Origin of the sequence: Adhaeribacter rhizoryzae, from assembly GCF_008629685.1 — a bacterium.
In the GTDB taxonomy this organism is placed as follows: domain Bacteria; phylum Bacteroidota; class Bacteroidia; order Cytophagales; family Hymenobacteraceae; genus Adhaeribacter; species Adhaeribacter rhizoryzae.
Map to the genome: position 1 here is coordinate 61,055 of NZ_VWSF01000003.1, position 15,644 is coordinate 76,698.

Consider the following 15,644-nt stretch of genomic DNA (forward strand, 5'->3'; position numbering starts at 1 on the left):
AAAGGACTTTCCAGAACGCTTATGTATGCTGATACTGCTTTTAGGATTAATATTTTTATACGGATGGGTTATGCTGCGGCGGCTGTGGGCCTGGCAACAAATGCCACCCGCAATACTGCCACCGGATTTTAAATCAAAAACCAAAATATCGGTAATTATTCCTATCCGCAACGAAAGACAGAATATTTCCCGGCTCCTTCAGGATTTAAGCAACCAAAACTATCCGGCACAATTATTCGAAGTATTGGTGATAAATGATCATTCCGAGGATAATTCAGAAGAATTAGTTAACCAGTTAGCCGGGCAGGTTCCTTTTACTTTGCGGTGCTTAAACCTGGCAGAACAAACCGGAAAAAAAGCGGCCGTAGCGCTGGGGGTAGCCGCCGCCACCGGGGAGTTATTGGTTTTTACCGACGGTGATTGCCGGGTGCAGCCAAACTGGCTAACTTATTTCGCCTTTTGTTACGTTACAAAGGAGGCAAAATTTATTAGTGGCCCGGTTTGTTACGCGCCTACGCCTACGTTTTTCGAGAAAATGCAGTTGGTAGAATTTGCCAGCTTAATTGGTACCGGCGGCAGCTCCATTGCCTTAGGCAAACCCAACATGTGCAACGGGGCCAACTTAGCGTACCCGAAAGAAATATTTACCCAGGTTAATGGTTTTGCCGGCAACGCGCACCTGCCCTCCGGCGACGACGAATTTTTGATGCACAAAGTACACCAACAATATCCAGGCTCGGTTTACTTCCTGAAAGCCTCGGCGGCTACAGTTTTTACCCAGGCCAAACCTACATTAGCCAGTTTTTTTGCCCAACGGGTGCGTTGGGCCAGCAAATGGCCGGCTTACCAGCAAATAGGCGTAAAACTGCTGGCGGTGCTGGTGTTTGGCGTAAACTTTATGTTGTTCTTAGGTCTGCTGTTGGCCTTAACGAATAATTTTTCCTGGTTTGCGCTAAGCTTAGCCTTTGGCCTTAAAATCCTTATCGATTTTCTGTTTTTAAAGCCCGTACTTAAGTTCTTTAATAAATTAAAATATTCCTATATTATATTACCTTTACAGTTTATCTATGTGCCCTACGTGGTAATAACGGCTTTAACTGGTTTACGGGGTTCTTACCACTGGAAAGGAAGAAAAATAAAACCATAGTACTGCTTATTCACAAACTTTTAAGGCCTTAAAATTTTATTCGGAATAATTATTTAATATAAAATAATACTGAAAAAATAATAAATCAGCTAAAAAACAGTTTTAACCGAATAGTAGCGGTACCTGAACAATGTTAGTATGAACGAAATTGAGTACGACATTATTGATGAACTATACTTTGTAACAGCTTACAAAGACATAGCTGCAACTTTAAACCTATCGGACGAAGACCTGGGCCGGCACCTGGCTGCTTTGGCTAAAAAGGGCTATGTTAAAACCTTGTACCCCGACCCCGATACCGAAGTAGCTTTCGACGAAAATATATTCCAAGCGAATTACCGGCAATATTTTTATTTGGCTACTAAAGCCGGCCTGATTACGCATAATTCTCGCTAAATGGCTGTAACCCAAGCACCAGTTACTGTTTCGCGGCCACCCGCTTATTATATCCGGTTACGTTTATGGCGCAACAAACCGGCTATGCTGGGTTTACTATTTATTTTGGCGGCCACGGTAATTGCTATTTTGGGTTATTTAATTTTACCCGATGCCACGCCAAATGCCAACAATAGTTTTGTAGCGTTGCAAAAGAAAACACCCGGCTTTGCGGTGCAGGTTTTACGCGTTCCGGTTAATACCGAGGCCGCGCCTGGGGTTAATATATTTTATAAAATGCTGTTCGGCCAGGAAGATTCTTACCAGGAATACCCCATCCGGAGTTACCAGGTAAACGGCAGTTGGGTAATAGCCCAGCCTTACGAACAAAATAAAGCGTTGCCACAAGAAGATTTAAAATTTGCCATCTCGGCATTAACACCCCCGGGTACAATCCCCAATACTACCAAACAATTGCCAGGGCAGGTGGTTTATACAAAACACTTTTGGCTTGGCACCGATAATGCCGGACGGGATGTGCTGAGTAGATTATTGTTGGGTACCCGTATTTCACTCGGTATTGGCCTGGTGGCGGTATTAATTTCGGTATTTGTGGGTATTGTTATTGGTGCCATAGCCGGGTATTTTGGCGGGTTCATAGATAGGCTCATGCAGTTCCTGATGACCGTGGTTTGGTCGGTGCCGAGTATTATGCTGGTTATTGCTATCTCGCTGGCCCTGAATAGCAAAGGCATTTGGGTTTCGTTTGTGGCCGTGGGTTTAACCATGTGGGTTGACGTAGCCCGGGTAATACGCGGCCAATTTTTAAGTTTAAAAGAAAAAACGTATATTGAAGCTGTGCGTGTTCTGGGTTTGCCCCGGCACCGCATTATTTTAAATCATTTATTGCCCAACATGACCGGGCCGCTAATTGTAATAGCCACTGCAAATTTTGCCTCGGCTATTTTAATGGAAGCGGGCCTGAGTTTTCTGGGGTTGGGTGTGCAGCCGCCGGCTCCCTCCTGGGGAATGATGGTTAGCGAAGGTTTTCAGTTGATAGGAGCAAAAGCAGGATTCTACCTTGTTTTACTACCCAGTGTTCTCATCAGCTTATTGGTGTTGAGTTTTAATCTGCTCGGAAACGGGCTTCGTGATGCGTATGACCCTAAAATCCTCCTTACCAATACCCCTGGCTGATGCCACGGATATTAAGAAGGAATTAAACCTGAAAAAGCTGGAGCTTTCGGCTCTGCTGGAAGTTACCCAGGCAATTAATAATAATTTGCCCGAGTACTCCCTGTACAAAATATTTCACTTTACGCTACTAGCCCAGTTGCACATAAACCGGCTTACCCTGTTTGTAGTCGACGACGATTGGGAGTGTAAAATTTGTTTTGGCACCAGCTACAACTTTAAAAAGCTCGATCAGTTACCCGAAGCCATTAAAGAAATTTCCGAAATAACCTTGATTTCGGATTTAAACCTCGATGCCAAGTGGCAGGAGTTCGAAACGGTTATACCGGTTTTCCAGAATAATAAAATATTGGCTTTCGTGCTGATTGGTAACTCGCAGGCCTATTATTCCGATATTGCGGCGCTCTCTTTCGTGCAAACCATTAGCAATATTATTATTGTGGCCATGCAGAACCGCAAGTTGGCCCGCCAGCGCTTAGCCGAAGAAGCCATCCGGAACGAAATAAAAATTGCCCGCGAAGTGCAAACCATGCTCTTCCCAAAGGCTTTGCCCAATAACCAGGATGTAGTGGTGCACGCCAGCTATATTCCGCATTCTTCTATTGGCGGCGATTATTACGATTGCGTGGAAATAGACCAAGACCGGTTTTTGTTTTGCGTAGCCGATGTTTCGGGTAAAGGTGTACCGGCTTCCTTGCTCATGTCTAACTTTCAGGCGGGTTTACGCACCATTGTGCGCCAATCCGATGACCTGGTGAAAGTAGTAAAAGAACTAAACCACCTCATTTACAACAACGCCATCGCCGAAAAATTTATAACCTCTTTTTTAGGAATATACAACCGCAAAACCCGCGAACTGCAATACGTAAATGCCGGCCACAACGCCCCGGTTATGCTCTACGAAGATAATTCGTGCCAATTATTAACCGAAGGCTGCACCATGCTGGGTATTTTTGAAGAGCTGCCATTTATATCGGTGAGTAAATTACAGGTGCCGAATAAAACCCTACTGCTCTGCTATACCGATGGCTTAACGGAAGTTTTTAACCTAGAAGAAGACGAGTTTGGCCTGGAGAACACCATTAATTTCCTAAAGAACTCCCGCTACCTGAGCTTACCTAAACTGCACGAAGAATTATTAGAAGAAATTAAAAACCACAACCAGGGCAGTACCTCTTTTCAGGATGATATTACGTTGCTGTCTTGCCGGTTTAAGTAAGTTAAATTTATATTCATTTAGGTCTTAACATCTATAAACCAGCAACGGCTTTTAGTTTAACTAAAAGCCGTTGCTGTTCTACGCCACTTATAACGATTGGGGTTGCCACCATAAGCATGAAGACTAAGAGATACATTATTTTGCCGTGTCAGGTGTTATCACCTGACACTAACTTTATCCAGCCTATGCTTACAGAACATCCTAAATATTTCATGTATTATGCCCACCCACATTCATGATATAGGAATAGGAATTTATAAGAAATTATGCGGAAAGTAAGTGTCAGGTGATAACACCAGACACGGCGAGAAGGCCCTATTTATGTGAATTAATAAGTTTATGGAAATCCTTTGAAACAAAAAGCCTTGCAAGCAAAATACTTACAAGGCTTTTTATTAAGAAAATCTACTTAGAAGTAGGTTGAAAAATATTTAATTCTTCGCCCCGAAGAAATCAATCACCAACACTTTATCTAAGTGCGGACCTAATATTTTACCAAACTCTTTATGCGCCGGGTGTGGCAAATAAGCATCGCGGTCGGCGGCATTTTTAAAGGTTACCAAAAAGCAATGCGTGTAGCCCTGCGCTAAGTTTTCGGGACTTACGTTGGTACCCCACTCGTAACCAATAATAGTAGGAATTTTGCTCGGCAACGCTGAGAAAGCTTGTTCTACTTCTTTTACCTGCGCGGGCGTAGCAGAATCTTTAAATTTAAATATAACCACGTGGCGCAATAATTTTTCATCGTTCTGCTTCATAGTTGTAGGCTTAGGCTGGGCTTTAGTTTTATTTTGACTCATGGCGGAAGTTATGGCGCCGCACCAAAGCAAGGCGACTAACAAAAAATAAAATCTTTTTCTCATGTAAACTTAGGCGATTAATATAGTTAGTGAATAGTTTTGGTGATAAAAGTTTTCTCGTGTTTGGTGGCCGGAATGCTAACGGCATATTTTTTACCATCGGGTGCCACGGTTAATTTTATAAAATTAGCTTTACAGTTTTCTTCCAGGTTAGCAATATAACCTTCCTGGGTGTTAAACTCCGAATCTTGCCGGATATTTTTGTGCAATTGGTAAGCGGCCTGGATGCTGGGCGTGTTGCGCAAAGTGGTGACGGTTTCGGGGCCGCAGCCTTTGCGGGTGCCGTTGTTCATGATGCTAACCGTAGGCGCTAAATTTTTAATCAGCACCGGGTTATTGCTTTGGTCGAGGCCGTGGTGGTTTACCTGGAACACATCTACGGTGCCAACCAGGTTGGTGGGGCATACCAGGTTTTTCTCAATATTCCAGGTCAGGTCGCCGCCATCGAAAAACCGGAACGGCCCGTAATCCATTACCAGCACCATGCTATTGGCGTTGTCGGAAGTATCGGTTGCTTTATCGGTGGTGGTTTCGCAGCCGTCGGGGTTTTTAATGTTTTTAGCAACCGTTACAAACTGTTTGTCTACCCCTACAAACTTTATGGTTAAATTTGGTAAGCCTTTCGCCAGTTTTTGCAACGGTATTGTTCCGTTGGGTTTAATTAAAGATCGCTTTTTTACGGCCATATCTTTATAAGGCTGAATATTCTGCGCAAAGTTTCTATCCTCGGTTAAACTGGCCGGAACACCTTTATCGATTACTTCCACAATGGGTATTTTTGCGGCTAATTCGGCGGCTCCGCCATAATGATCGATGTGCCAGTGCGTAGTTACCAGGTGGTCAATTTGTTTCAAGCCGGCCACATTACGGGCCACCTGGAATATGCGTTCTGAATCACGGCCACCAGGATTGCCGGCATCAATCAAAATTGATTCGCCGGCTGGGGTTACAATCAGGGTAGCTGCGCCGCCTTCGGTATCAATCCAATACATAGTCAGGTTGGTGGCGGCAGCGGCTACAATATTTTTAGGAGGTTCGGGCCGGAGTAGCGGCACCGTAAACCCCGAAACCAATACACTTGCCGCAAACAAGCCGGCGAATAAAACCCGGTTTTTTTTCATATTTAGCTATATCAATTATTCAACATTAAGCCAGCGCCTTACCTATTAATTCCTGCGCCTCAGTTGGCAAGCTCAGTTGCAGGGCCAGTTGGTGACCTTCCGGCGTCATTTTGCGCCAGGTTTTCTGCACAATATCAATCACTTTAGCTTCATCGTGCTGGCGGGCAAAATCCTGGAAATAATATTCCAGGAAAACCAAACAAATAACATCTTCCAGCAACTGCACTTCGGGATCTATTTTAAGCTGTCGCTTTTGCACCAGAAACTGTACCCGCTCAATTATTTCGGGTTCGTACCCTACTTCGGTTAATATTTGTCCGGCTACTTCGGCGTGGTATTTTTTCAGGCTGTTGCGCCATTTGTTGTAGCCCTGCACATCCATCGGAAAGTCTTTGCGCGCAATGGCCCACCGCCGAATGTGCTGACAACGTACGGCTAGTTGCAGCGCTTCCGAAGCATCCGGCGCAACCCTATTTAGGCATTCTGTCATGCGCTGGGCATACAGCACCTCTTTGGGGTACGAAATACCGTCGGCTATTTCCACATGCGGGTCTTCGCTGTTTACTTCGTCGAACCGGCGTATGGCCTCCTGGAAGCGGTTTTGATCGGCAATCATGTAAATATTCTTTTTTAGCCCTTAAAGGTATAGGTTTTAGGTTAATATTAATTAGCCCGCCGTGAATTTTAGAAGCTTCGGTAATGTTCGTAGCTTTGTATATTCATGATAAGAGCAACCCCTACCCTTTTAACCAATAAGCTGATTCTGGGCGTAGACCCCGGCACCACCATTATGGGCTTTGCCCTTATAGAAGTAACGGGGTCCAAAGTAAAAGTACTTACTTACGATACCATCAACTTAAAGCGGGTAACCAACCACGCCGTTAAACTCAAGCGCATTTACGACGGCACCATAGAACTGATTAACCAATATTTGCCCGATGAAATGGCCATTGAAGCGCAGTTCTATTCCAACAACGTGCAGTCGATGCTAAAACTCGGCCGGGCCCAGGGCGTGGCTATTGCCGCCGCTTTGTCGCGCGATATTCCTTACGTGGAGTACGCACCTAAACGTATTAAACAATCTATTACGGGTAACGGGAATGCCTCCAAAGAACAGGTAGCGCACATGCTGGGGCAAATTTTAAAATTAACCGATGTTCCTAAATTATTTGATGCCACCGATGCGCTGGCTGTAGCTTTGTGCCATCACTACCAGAAAGGCGTAAATACCCAGGCCGGCACCAAATCCTGGAAAAGCTTCCTCACCGATAACCCGGATAGGATTAAGTAATATTTATAGCACTAGATAAATAAAGAAATATAAAGTTTTCTGCTTTCGCGAGCGTCCCGCTCGTGAATATTCCCTCCGGCCTCTGGCCGATATAAATATTTATTTTATTTCCTATTCTGAAAAAGGCAACACTATCGCGGGCGTCTTGCCCATGATGTTTTCATCCGGCCTCTGGCCGCATTAACTAATAGCTGAAATAATTAGTTTAAGGCAGGTTTACACAGGCCAGAGGCCTGAATAAAAAAGGCACGAGCGGGACGCTCGCGCCAGCAACCAGGATAAATTAATATCCTGGTTTTAAAGTTTAGCACTAAATATCACCTCGGCTACAAACCCAGTTCTTCCATCGTAACCACCGGAATATCTTTCGTAGCAATTTCAGCTAAAGGTTTTTGATTGCTTTTATCATACTGGTAACCAGCTTTACCAAGCGGCCACAACATGGGCATTAACGAATAAATGGCCCCTTTAAAACCCTGGGTAATGGCTTCTAAATTGCCGGTATCTTTCGAGTTTTTGGCTTCGTTTTCAATTTCGAAAGGGCCAGTAAAACCTTTAGCTTTTATAACATCAACAAAAGCCCGCCAATCCATACTATCGGAGCCACCGAAGCCGGGGAGCATGGCTTCGTAGTTATGGCGGTCCCAGTCGTGCGCAGGAATAGGTACACCCGCTTTTTCGGCCAACGCTCTATCTACCGTTTGCATGGGGTACATGCTGCCCCAGTGGGCGCGTACGCGGTTTTGTAAATTGCGGGTGGCTTTTACGTGTATGCGGTGCAACCTCGAAAAATCCGTCTCCTGCATTACCGCTACCGGATCTACGTGCTGCCAAACATCATGCGACGGGTCGTAAATTTCGCCGTGGGCTTTACTTGGTATTAAGGCATACATCAGTTTGCGGGCCGCCAGTACGCCGGTTAAATTATTGAAGGTAGTAGTGTAGGAAGCCGAACGCCAGCCTTCCATCGGGCAATTTTCGTAGAGCACCGTTACGCCTAAATCTTCGGCGTATTTAATTATGGGCGTAAACACCCGCGCGTATTCGTCAAGGTTCTTCTGAAATCCGTTTTCCTGGTTGCCCAGTTCGTGGTTGTAGCCCACAAAAGTCCCAACTTTTACGTCGTTCGCATCGCCACCCAATAAATGCGCAATCCGGATGAGTCGCAGCAGATGATCCTGGTTTTTGCGGCGTTCCGTTTCGGGACCGCCAATTAAGTTCTCGAAAGCGCCGATTGATAATTTTAAACCGGCTTCGTTAAAAGTAGCCAAGGTGCGTTTGGCATCTTCCAGGGTAAATGCTTCATAATCCAGGTGCGTGGCTACGTGGTCCTGGCGGGTGCCGTCGCGGCGGAAAACACACAAATCAATGCCTTGCACCCCAATATTTTGGGCGCGGGAAATTAATTCCGGCAGCTTCAGTTTATCAAAAGCCGAACTCATTAACCAGATTGGATTATTTAGGGCCTGCATAAATTAGGTCTGAATATTTAAAGTTTTTAAATCTATTAATCCGCTGCCAAATAAAAAAGACCTTACCGAAATGCATCGATAAGGTCTTTTCTTAAATATTTAAGTTTATAAATACGATTTTATTTTAGCCGCTATTGCTTCCATTTCTTCCGCCGGAAATTGCTTTTTTGGTTGCGAAAAATTCATATCGTTCATTTGGTTAATTGGAATAAGATGCACGTGCGCATGGGGCACTTCCAAACCAATAACCGCCACGCCAACCCGCGTACAACCAGTTGCTTGTTTAATAGCGTGGGCTACTTTTTTGGCAAATATTTGCATATCGCCTAACAACTGATCTTCCAAATCAAAAATATAATCAATTTGGGCTTTAGGTATTACCAAGGTGTGGCCTTTCTGCAAGGGGTAAACATCTAAAAAAGCCAGAAAACGATCATCTTCGGCAACTTTGTAGGCAGGAATTTCGCCTCTTACTATTTTGGAGAAGATTGTTTCCATGGCTGCTACCGCGATATTTCTAATATTTCGAATTTAATTTTACCGGCCGGAATAATAATTTCGGCTACATCGCCGACTGATTTACCCAGTAAGCCTTTGCCAATAGGTGATTTTACCGATATTTTACCGGCGGCCAAATTGGCTTCTTCTTCCGAAACCAAACAATAATCCATTACCATGCCGTTGTTCAGGTTTTTAATTTTAACCTTCGATAAAATAAGAGCCTTACTCATATCCAGGTTTGAGTCGTCGATCAGGCGGGCATTACCTACTACTTCTTCCAGCTTCGCAATTTTTAACTCCAAATGACCTTGGGCATCTTTGGCAGCGTCGTATTCGGCATTTTCACTTAAATCGCCTTTGTCGCGTGCTTCCGCCAATTGCCGGGCTACTTCAGCCCGTCCTTTTGTTTTTAGTTCTGCCAGTTCATCTTTTAGCTTTTGCAAGCCCTCAGCGGTGTAATAAGAAACAGTTCCCATAATTATAATACGTTTATTAACATCTGGTAAAATAAAAAGAACGGTCTGCCACAGACCGTTCCTAGTGCAAGATACGAAAAATATTCTATCGGGTAAATATTTATAGCGGCAGAAATTATTCGCCGGTGTTTACTGCATACTTTTTAATTTAGGTCGTTTTTGTACTTTAAAATAATTAATCTGCGTCTGTTTGCTGCAACAATTCTTTAATTTTCTGCACCAGCACCTCGTTTATTTTCACGTAAGATTGATGCGACCAGCCGCCAATGTGCGGGGTTAATATTACATTATCGGCTGCCGCCAGAAAATCGAAATTTCTTTTTTGCGTTTCGGTTAAGGTTAGTAATTTTTCGTTTTCCAGTACATCCAGCGCCGCGCCTCTTACTTTTCCTGTATTTAAATATTTAACTAAATCGGTCTGGTTTATTATTTCGCCGCGTGCGGTATTTATTAGCCAGATTTTCTTGGAAAAAGAATTAAAAAATGCTTCGTTGGCGAAATGTTTGTTTTCCGGAATATATGGAATATGCAAACTTACTACATCGGCTTTGGCAAAAATTTCGGTTAAAGGAACCAAGCGGGCAAATTCATCGGCAGCCAAACCGTCGTCTTTGTCGTAGGCCAACACCTCGCAGTTAAAACCAGCCAGCCGCCGGGCAAAGGCGCGGCCCATGTGCCCGTATCCGATTAGGCCAATGGTTTTGCCCATTATTTCTTCGCCGCGGTTGGCTTCGCGCAGCCATTGGTAAGCCCGCACTTCTTTATCGGCTTTTACCACGTTCCGGAACAAGGCCAGCAATAACCCAAGCGTAAATTCGCCAACGGCATCTTTATTTCCTTCGGGCGCATTTATTAAAGCAATATTCTTTTGCGCCAGCGAGGCTTCGTCAATATTATCTACGCCGGCGCCGGCGCGGGCTACAAATTTTAAGCGGTCGGCGTTTGCTAAGATTTCGGCGTTTACTTTTATTTTGCTGCGCACCAGCAAGCCATCGTAAGCGGGCAATATTTCTTTTATTTCGTCTTTTTTAATTTCCGGCCGGTAATCTACTGCAACGCCAATTGCTTCGAGCATGGGCTCAATGGTGGGGTGCATTAGGTCAATAATCAGGCAGGAAAACTTTGGTGGCGTCATAAAACTTATTTAAAGATGTAACAGCAGGTGGGCGACAAAAAAGTAAACCCCCAAACCCAGCAAATCGTTGGCAGTAGTAATAAAAGGCCCGGCTGCCACCGCGGGGTTAATCCCAAACCGGTCCAGGATCATGGGCGTTATAGTCCCCATCAGCGACGAAAGCATAACCACGCTGAATAAAGCAATGGATACTACGATGGAAAGCCGCGGGTTATCGTTAAACATTAAATTAAAGCCCATTACCAGCGACGAAATAATTAAAGCATTAATTAAAGCCACGAGCAACACTTTAAATAAACGCTGCGTCAGGTTATCGAAAATAATTTGCTTACTGGCTAGGGTTTGAATAATTAAGGAAGAAGATTGGATACCCACGTTGCCGCCGGTGGCCGTAATAATTGGTATAAATCCGGCCATGGCCGGCACCAGCATTATTTCGGAATCGAATATTTGAATAAATTCGGCACCTAATAAGCCCCCCACCATAGCTACCAGCAACCAGGGCAAGCGGGCCCGCGACAACCGCAGCACGCTATCGTCTTCTTCTACGTCTTCGGTAATACCCGACATGAGCTGGATACTGGTTTCGGCTTGCTCCTGAATTACATCTACCACGTCGTCGATGGTGATGCGGCCCATTAATTTGCCCTGCGAATCGACTACAGGAATAGCTTCCAGATCGTAGCGTTGCATAATATCTACCACTTCGGTGTCTTTACGGTAAGTTTCTATTGAGATTACGTCTTCGTCGAATAATTCCGAAATGGGCGTGTCGTCGTTCGAAAGAATTAAGGTTTTCATGGCGATGCGGCCAATCAGCCGGTCGCGGTCGTCTACCACGTAAATGGCGTAAACCTGCTCTACCGCTTCGGCCTGCCTCCGGATTTCTTCGATGCATTGCCGCACCTCCCAGTTTACGTTTACTTTAATCAGCTCTTTGGCCATGAGCCCGCCCGCCGAATCTTCTTCGTAATGGAGCAGGTCAATAATGTCAGCGGCTTTCTCTTCGTTGTCCAGGAAAGAAATAATTTCTTCCCTGGATTGCACTTTCTGCTCGTTCAGAATATCTACCGCATCATCCGAATCCATCAGGTTTACGTAGCGGGCAACTTCTTCGGAGGTAAACGATTTGAGGAAATTGGTACGCACGTCGGCATCCAGGCCGCTCAATATTTCGGCACCAACTTCGGGGTCCAGCAAATCGAGCACGTATTTCGATTGGGCAGTATCCAGTTCGTACAAAACCGTGGTAATATCGGCCGGGTACATATCTGCCATGCTCGAAGTAAGAAATTCGGCATTTTGCTGCTCAATGGCCTCCTCTACCTGGTCGATATATTCGCGGGTGATTTCTACTGGCATAAACTCAGACATTGGCTTCTACAAGTTTGGTCAGTTCCACAAAATCGGCCACCGATAACTGCTCGGCCCGCTGATCAAATACCGGCAGGCTGGTTACGCTTTCGGGCAGTTTATACGGTTTCAGGCAATTGCGTAAGGTTTTGCGGCGTGTACCAAAACTTAATTTTACCACTTCAAAAAACTTCTTTTCGTCACAACCCAAATATTCGGTGTTGTTGCGTTCCAGCCTAATTACCGCCGATTGCACTTTGGGCGGCGGCTCGAATACGTGCGGCGGCACGGTAAACTCGTATTTAATGGTATAATAAGCTTGCAGCAGCACACTTAATATGCCATAAACTTTAGAACCCGGCGGTGCGGCCAGTCTTTCGGCTACTTCTTTCTGCAGCATGCCTACAACTTCGGTTACCAAATGCCGGTGTTCCAACACTTTAAAAAATATCTGGCTCGAAATATTATAAGGGAAATTACCAATAACGCTTAAGTTCCCTGGGAAAATGCCGCCCAAGTCCGTTCTCAGAAAATCAGCCTGAATAATTTTGCCCCGCAAAGCCGGAAAATGCTCTTTCAAATATTGGATCGATTCGGCATCAATATCAATTACGGTCAGGTTCAGGTTTTTATTGGGAATTAAATATTGCGTGAGCACGCCCATACCAGGGCCAATTTCCAGCACATCGCGGGTTGCTTGCGGCAATTGCAACAGGTCCACAATATTCCGGGCAATCTGCTGATCGGTTAAAAAATGTTGCCCCAAATGTTTTTTTGGTCTTACCTTTTGCATGTGCGGTTACGGTTCCCTTAGTTTAAAACGTATGCTATTGTACTTTAGATATTTACTAAATGGCTGTTGCCTGCTAGTTAACGTATATAAAAACGCAACTTTACGAATCCTGCTTTGTGTTTGCCAAACTTTATTAACTTGCGGGTTAAAGATACGATTCCTATGCCAACCCAGCTGAAATACAATACAAGATTAAGTAAAAATATAGATACAGCTATAATTATTGGTCCGGATTATGAAGCCCCGGCAGAAGAATTTAGCCCGGCAGAAAAAGAATATATTGGGCAGCAACTAACCCACAAAAGTAAATTAATATTGCTAAACCGCTACACGCACCGGCTGTACCTGGTAGTAGTAGCAGCTAAACCAAATGTGGCGCTCTACCACGAAGATTTACGAAAAGCCGGCTATACGCTGCAAAAGCACCTGAAAGAAGGTAAAGTAGTTGAAATTCAACTAGCAGATCGTACCTTTAGCAAAGCCGCTTATTACCTGGCCGAAGGCTTATTTTTAAGTAACTACGAATTTAATAAACATAAAACTGATAAATCTGAAGCATCGCCGCTGCACACCATAACGCTCACGGACGGCACCATTTCGGAGAAAGAAGTACTAGAATTACAGGAAATATTAAGCGGTGTTTGCCTGGCCCGCGATTTGGTAAACGAACCGCACAACTTCCAATCGGCCGAACAGTTTAGCGAACGCATTGTAGCCATTGGCGAAGAAGCCGGCTTTAGTACCGAAGTGCTGAACCAACTGCAAATTCAGGCTTTAAAAATGGGTGGTTTGCTGGCGGTAAACCAAGGCAGCCTCGACCCCGCAACTTTTAATATATTAGAGTACAAACCCGAAAACGCTAAAAATACCAAGCCATATATATTGGTTGGCAAAGGCGTGGTGTACGATACGGGCGGCCTGAGTTTAAAACCCACCCCCAACAGCATGGATTGGATGAAATCCGACATGGCGGGGGCTGCGGCCGTAATTGGTGCTTTTTATGCTTTGGCCAAGAATAATATTCCGTTGCACGTCATCGGCTTAATTCCGGCTACGGATAACCGGCCCGGCGGGCGCGCTTTTGCCCCCGGCGACGTAATTACCATGTTCAACCAGAAAACTGTTGAAGTGCTGAACACCGACGCCGAAGGCCGCTTAATATTAGGCGATGCGTTGGCTTTTGCCCAAAAATATAACCCCGAACTGGTAATAGATTTAGCTACTTTAACCGGATCTGCTGCCCGGGCAATAGGCAAAGAAGGTTTGGTTATGATGAGCAATGCGCCGGAAGAAACCGTACAAGCCTTTAAAAAAGCCGGCGACAAAGTACACGAGCGCCTAGTAGAATTTCCGCTGTGGGACGAATACCAGAAACACCTGGAATCGGATATTGCGGATATTAAGAACCTGGGTGGTGCCGATGCCGGTGCAATCTCAGCCGGTAAGTTCCTCGAATATTTTACCGATTACCCCTGGATCCATTTGGATATTGCCGGCACGGCTTACATCCCCACCGGCGATAATTACCGGGGTAAAAACGGTACCGGCAGCGGCGTAAGATTGCTTTATACTTACCTAACTTCTTTATTAGCTTAAATATTTATTTCTCTCCTTTACGCTTACGTATAACATATAGCGTTCCTGACCTTACACAGTGGAAACAAAAACCAAAATAAAAATAGGCATCAGCCTCGGCGATTTTAATGGCATTGGTCCCGAAGTAATTCTTAAAACCCTGGCCGATAACCGCATCTTAAATTTTTGCAACCCCATTATTTACGGGTCCGGGCAGATTGTAAATAAAATGCGCAAAAGTCTGGCGCTAGAAAATTTTTCTTTTCAGCAATACAAAACCGCCGAAGCCGTAGAAAATAAACGGGTAAATGTAGTTAATTGCTGGGACGAAGACTACGAACTCACCCTGGGCAAACCAACGCCGGAGTCGGGCCGGGCTGCGCTCCGTTCTTTACAAGCGGCCTGCCAGGATTTAAAAAGCGGCTTGATTGATGGTTTGGTAACCGCCCCTATTGATAAAGACAATATTCAGGCTGATGAATTTAAATTTCCGGGCCACACCGAATATTTAACGTCTTACTTTGATTCGCCGGAAAGTTTAATGTTTTTGGTGAGTGAAAAATTGCGGGTAGCCACCGTAACCGGGCACCTGCCTATAAAAGATGTGCCGCAAAAACTCACCCAAGAACTATTAATTGTAAAACTTTCGCTGTTATTAAATTCGTTGCAAAAAGATTTTGGCATTCTAAAACCCCGGATTGCCGTGCTGGGCTTAAACCCGCACGCCGGCGAAAAAGGTTTGCTGGGCCGCGAAGAAGAAGAAATTATTATACCGGCTATTAATCAGTTAAAAAACAAAGGGCACCTGGTATTTGGTCCTTTTCCGGCCGATGGCTTTTTTGGCATGGCCAACTACCACCAGGTTGATGCCGTATTAGCCATGTACCACGACCAAGGTTTAATACCGTTTAAGACGTTGGCCTTTGAAACCGGCGTTAATTTTACGGCCGGTTTGCCCATTGTGCGCACTTCACCCGACCATGGTACAGCTTACGATATTGCCGGAAAAAATCAGGCACGGGAAACCTCTTTTCGCGAAGCCTTGTTCCTGGCTTGCGACATAATCCGGAAACGCCGGATGGTGCCGGTTAGTCCTATTTAATATTTAGTTATAATTTTTATAATTAAGATT

16 protein-coding genes are annotated in these 15,644 nt (G+C 44.8%); 7 read left to right on the top strand and 9 right to left on the bottom strand.

Annotation, left to right across the window (positions count from 1 at the left end; all coding sequences use genetic code 11):
- Positions 1-25: 25 nt before the first annotated feature.
- The 4 genes from F0145_RS05280 to F0145_RS05295 all read left to right on the top strand — a co-directional run bounded on the left by F0145_RS05280 (position 26) and on the right by F0145_RS05295 (position 3,935).
- A complete protein-coding gene (locus F0145_RS05280) occupies positions 26-1,147 on the top strand; it encodes a glycosyltransferase (protein WP_150087275.1) in 1,122 nt (373 codons plus the stop codon).
- A 138-nt stretch (positions 1,148-1,285) separates the two neighbouring features.
- The gene (locus F0145_RS05285) at positions 1,286-1,543 is read left to right on the top strand and encodes a hypothetical protein (protein WP_150087276.1); all 258 of its coding nucleotides are present in this window, start codon (positions 1,286-1,288) and stop codon (positions 1,541-1,543) included.
- On the top strand, positions 1,544-2,719 hold the full coding sequence (locus tag F0145_RS05290) for an ABC transporter permease (protein WP_150087277.1): 1,176 nt from the start codon (positions 1,544-1,546) through the stop codon (positions 2,717-2,719).
- Positions 2,682-3,935: a GAF domain-containing SpoIIE family protein phosphatase gene (locus F0145_RS05295; RefSeq protein WP_150087278.1), complete on the top strand. Its 1,254-nt coding sequence runs from the start codon at positions 2,682-2,684 to the stop codon at positions 3,933-3,935. Before F0145_RS05290 ends, F0145_RS05295 begins: the two co-directional genes overlap by 38 nt.
- A gap of 431 nt (positions 3,936-4,366) precedes the next feature.
- Here F0145_RS05295 and F0145_RS05300 read toward each other — a convergent pair whose 3' ends face one another.
- Genes F0145_RS05300 through F0145_RS05310 form a run of 3 tightly spaced genes read right to left on the bottom strand, consistent with a single transcriptional unit; the run spans position 4,367 to position 6,532 of the window.
- Positions 4,367-4,798, bottom strand: a complete 432-nt coding sequence (locus tag F0145_RS05300; RefSeq protein ID WP_150087279.1) for a Dabb family protein — start codon at positions 4,796-4,798, stop codon at positions 4,367-4,369.
- A gap of 23 nt (positions 4,799-4,821) precedes the next feature.
- Positions 4,822-5,916, bottom strand: coding sequence for a ComEC/Rec2 family competence protein (locus tag F0145_RS05305; protein ID WP_150087280.1), 1,095 nt, complete (start codon positions 5,914-5,916; stop codon positions 4,822-4,824).
- Between the two features lie 25 nt (positions 5,917-5,941).
- Complete coding sequence (locus F0145_RS05310; protein ID WP_150087281.1) at positions 5,942-6,532, bottom strand: DUF4202 domain-containing protein; 591 nt, start codon at positions 6,530-6,532, stop codon at positions 5,942-5,944.
- A 105-nt stretch (positions 6,533-6,637) separates the two neighbouring features.
- Here F0145_RS05310 and ruvC point away from each other — a divergent pair, with 105 nt between their 5' ends.
- Complete coding sequence (ruvC, locus tag F0145_RS05315) at positions 6,638-7,207, top strand: crossover junction endodeoxyribonuclease RuvC (protein WP_150087282.1); 570 nt, start codon at positions 6,638-6,640, stop codon at positions 7,205-7,207.
- Between the two features lie 326 nt (positions 7,208-7,533).
- On the opposite strand, the gene F0145_RS05320 is transcribed toward ruvC, so the two are convergent.
- The 6 genes from F0145_RS05320 to rsmA form a co-directional block, all read right to left on the bottom strand.
- Positions 7,534-8,679 (bottom strand): sugar phosphate isomerase/epimerase family protein, encoded by a 1,146-nt coding sequence (locus F0145_RS05320; RefSeq protein WP_150087283.1) that lies wholly within the window; start codon positions 8,677-8,679, stop codon positions 7,534-7,536.
- 105 nt (positions 8,680-8,784) lie between these two features.
- Positions 8,785-9,177, bottom strand: coding sequence for an HIT family protein (locus F0145_RS05325; RefSeq protein WP_150087284.1), 393 nt, complete (start codon positions 9,175-9,177; stop codon positions 8,785-8,787).
- A gap of 5 nt (positions 9,178-9,182) precedes the next feature.
- Positions 9,183-9,656 (bottom strand): transcription elongation factor GreA, encoded by a 474-nt coding sequence (gene greA, locus F0145_RS05330; RefSeq protein ID WP_150087285.1) that lies wholly within the window; start codon positions 9,654-9,656, stop codon positions 9,183-9,185.
- A gap of 175 nt (positions 9,657-9,831) precedes the next feature.
- A complete protein-coding gene (locus F0145_RS05335; RefSeq protein ID WP_150087286.1) occupies positions 9,832-10,791 on the bottom strand; it encodes an NAD(P)-dependent oxidoreductase in 960 nt (319 codons plus the stop codon).
- Between the two features lie 9 nt (positions 10,792-10,800).
- Entirely contained in the window at positions 10,801-12,165 is a 1,365-nt protein-coding gene (mgtE, locus tag F0145_RS05340) for a magnesium transporter (RefSeq protein WP_223815827.1), read from the bottom strand.
- On the bottom strand, positions 12,158-12,937 hold the full coding sequence (gene rsmA / locus F0145_RS05345; protein ID WP_150087287.1) for a 16S rRNA (adenine(1518)-N(6)/adenine(1519)-N(6))-dimethyltransferase RsmA: 780 nt from the start codon (positions 12,935-12,937) through the stop codon (positions 12,158-12,160). The genes mgtE and rsmA overlap by 8 nt, the downstream gene beginning before the upstream one ends.
- A 162-nt stretch (positions 12,938-13,099) precedes the next feature.
- Between rsmA and F0145_RS05350 the strand changes: the two genes are divergently transcribed.
- Positions 13,100-14,533, top strand: coding sequence for a leucyl aminopeptidase family protein (locus F0145_RS05350; protein WP_150087288.1), 1,434 nt, complete (start codon positions 13,100-13,102; stop codon positions 14,531-14,533).
- 58 nt (positions 14,534-14,591) lie between these two features.
- The gene (gene pdxA, locus F0145_RS05355) at positions 14,592-15,614 is read left to right on the top strand and encodes a 4-hydroxythreonine-4-phosphate dehydrogenase PdxA (RefSeq protein WP_150087289.1); all 1,023 of its coding nucleotides are present in this window, start codon (positions 14,592-14,594) and stop codon (positions 15,612-15,614) included.
- The last annotated feature ends 30 nt before the right edge of the window (positions 15,615-15,644 follow it).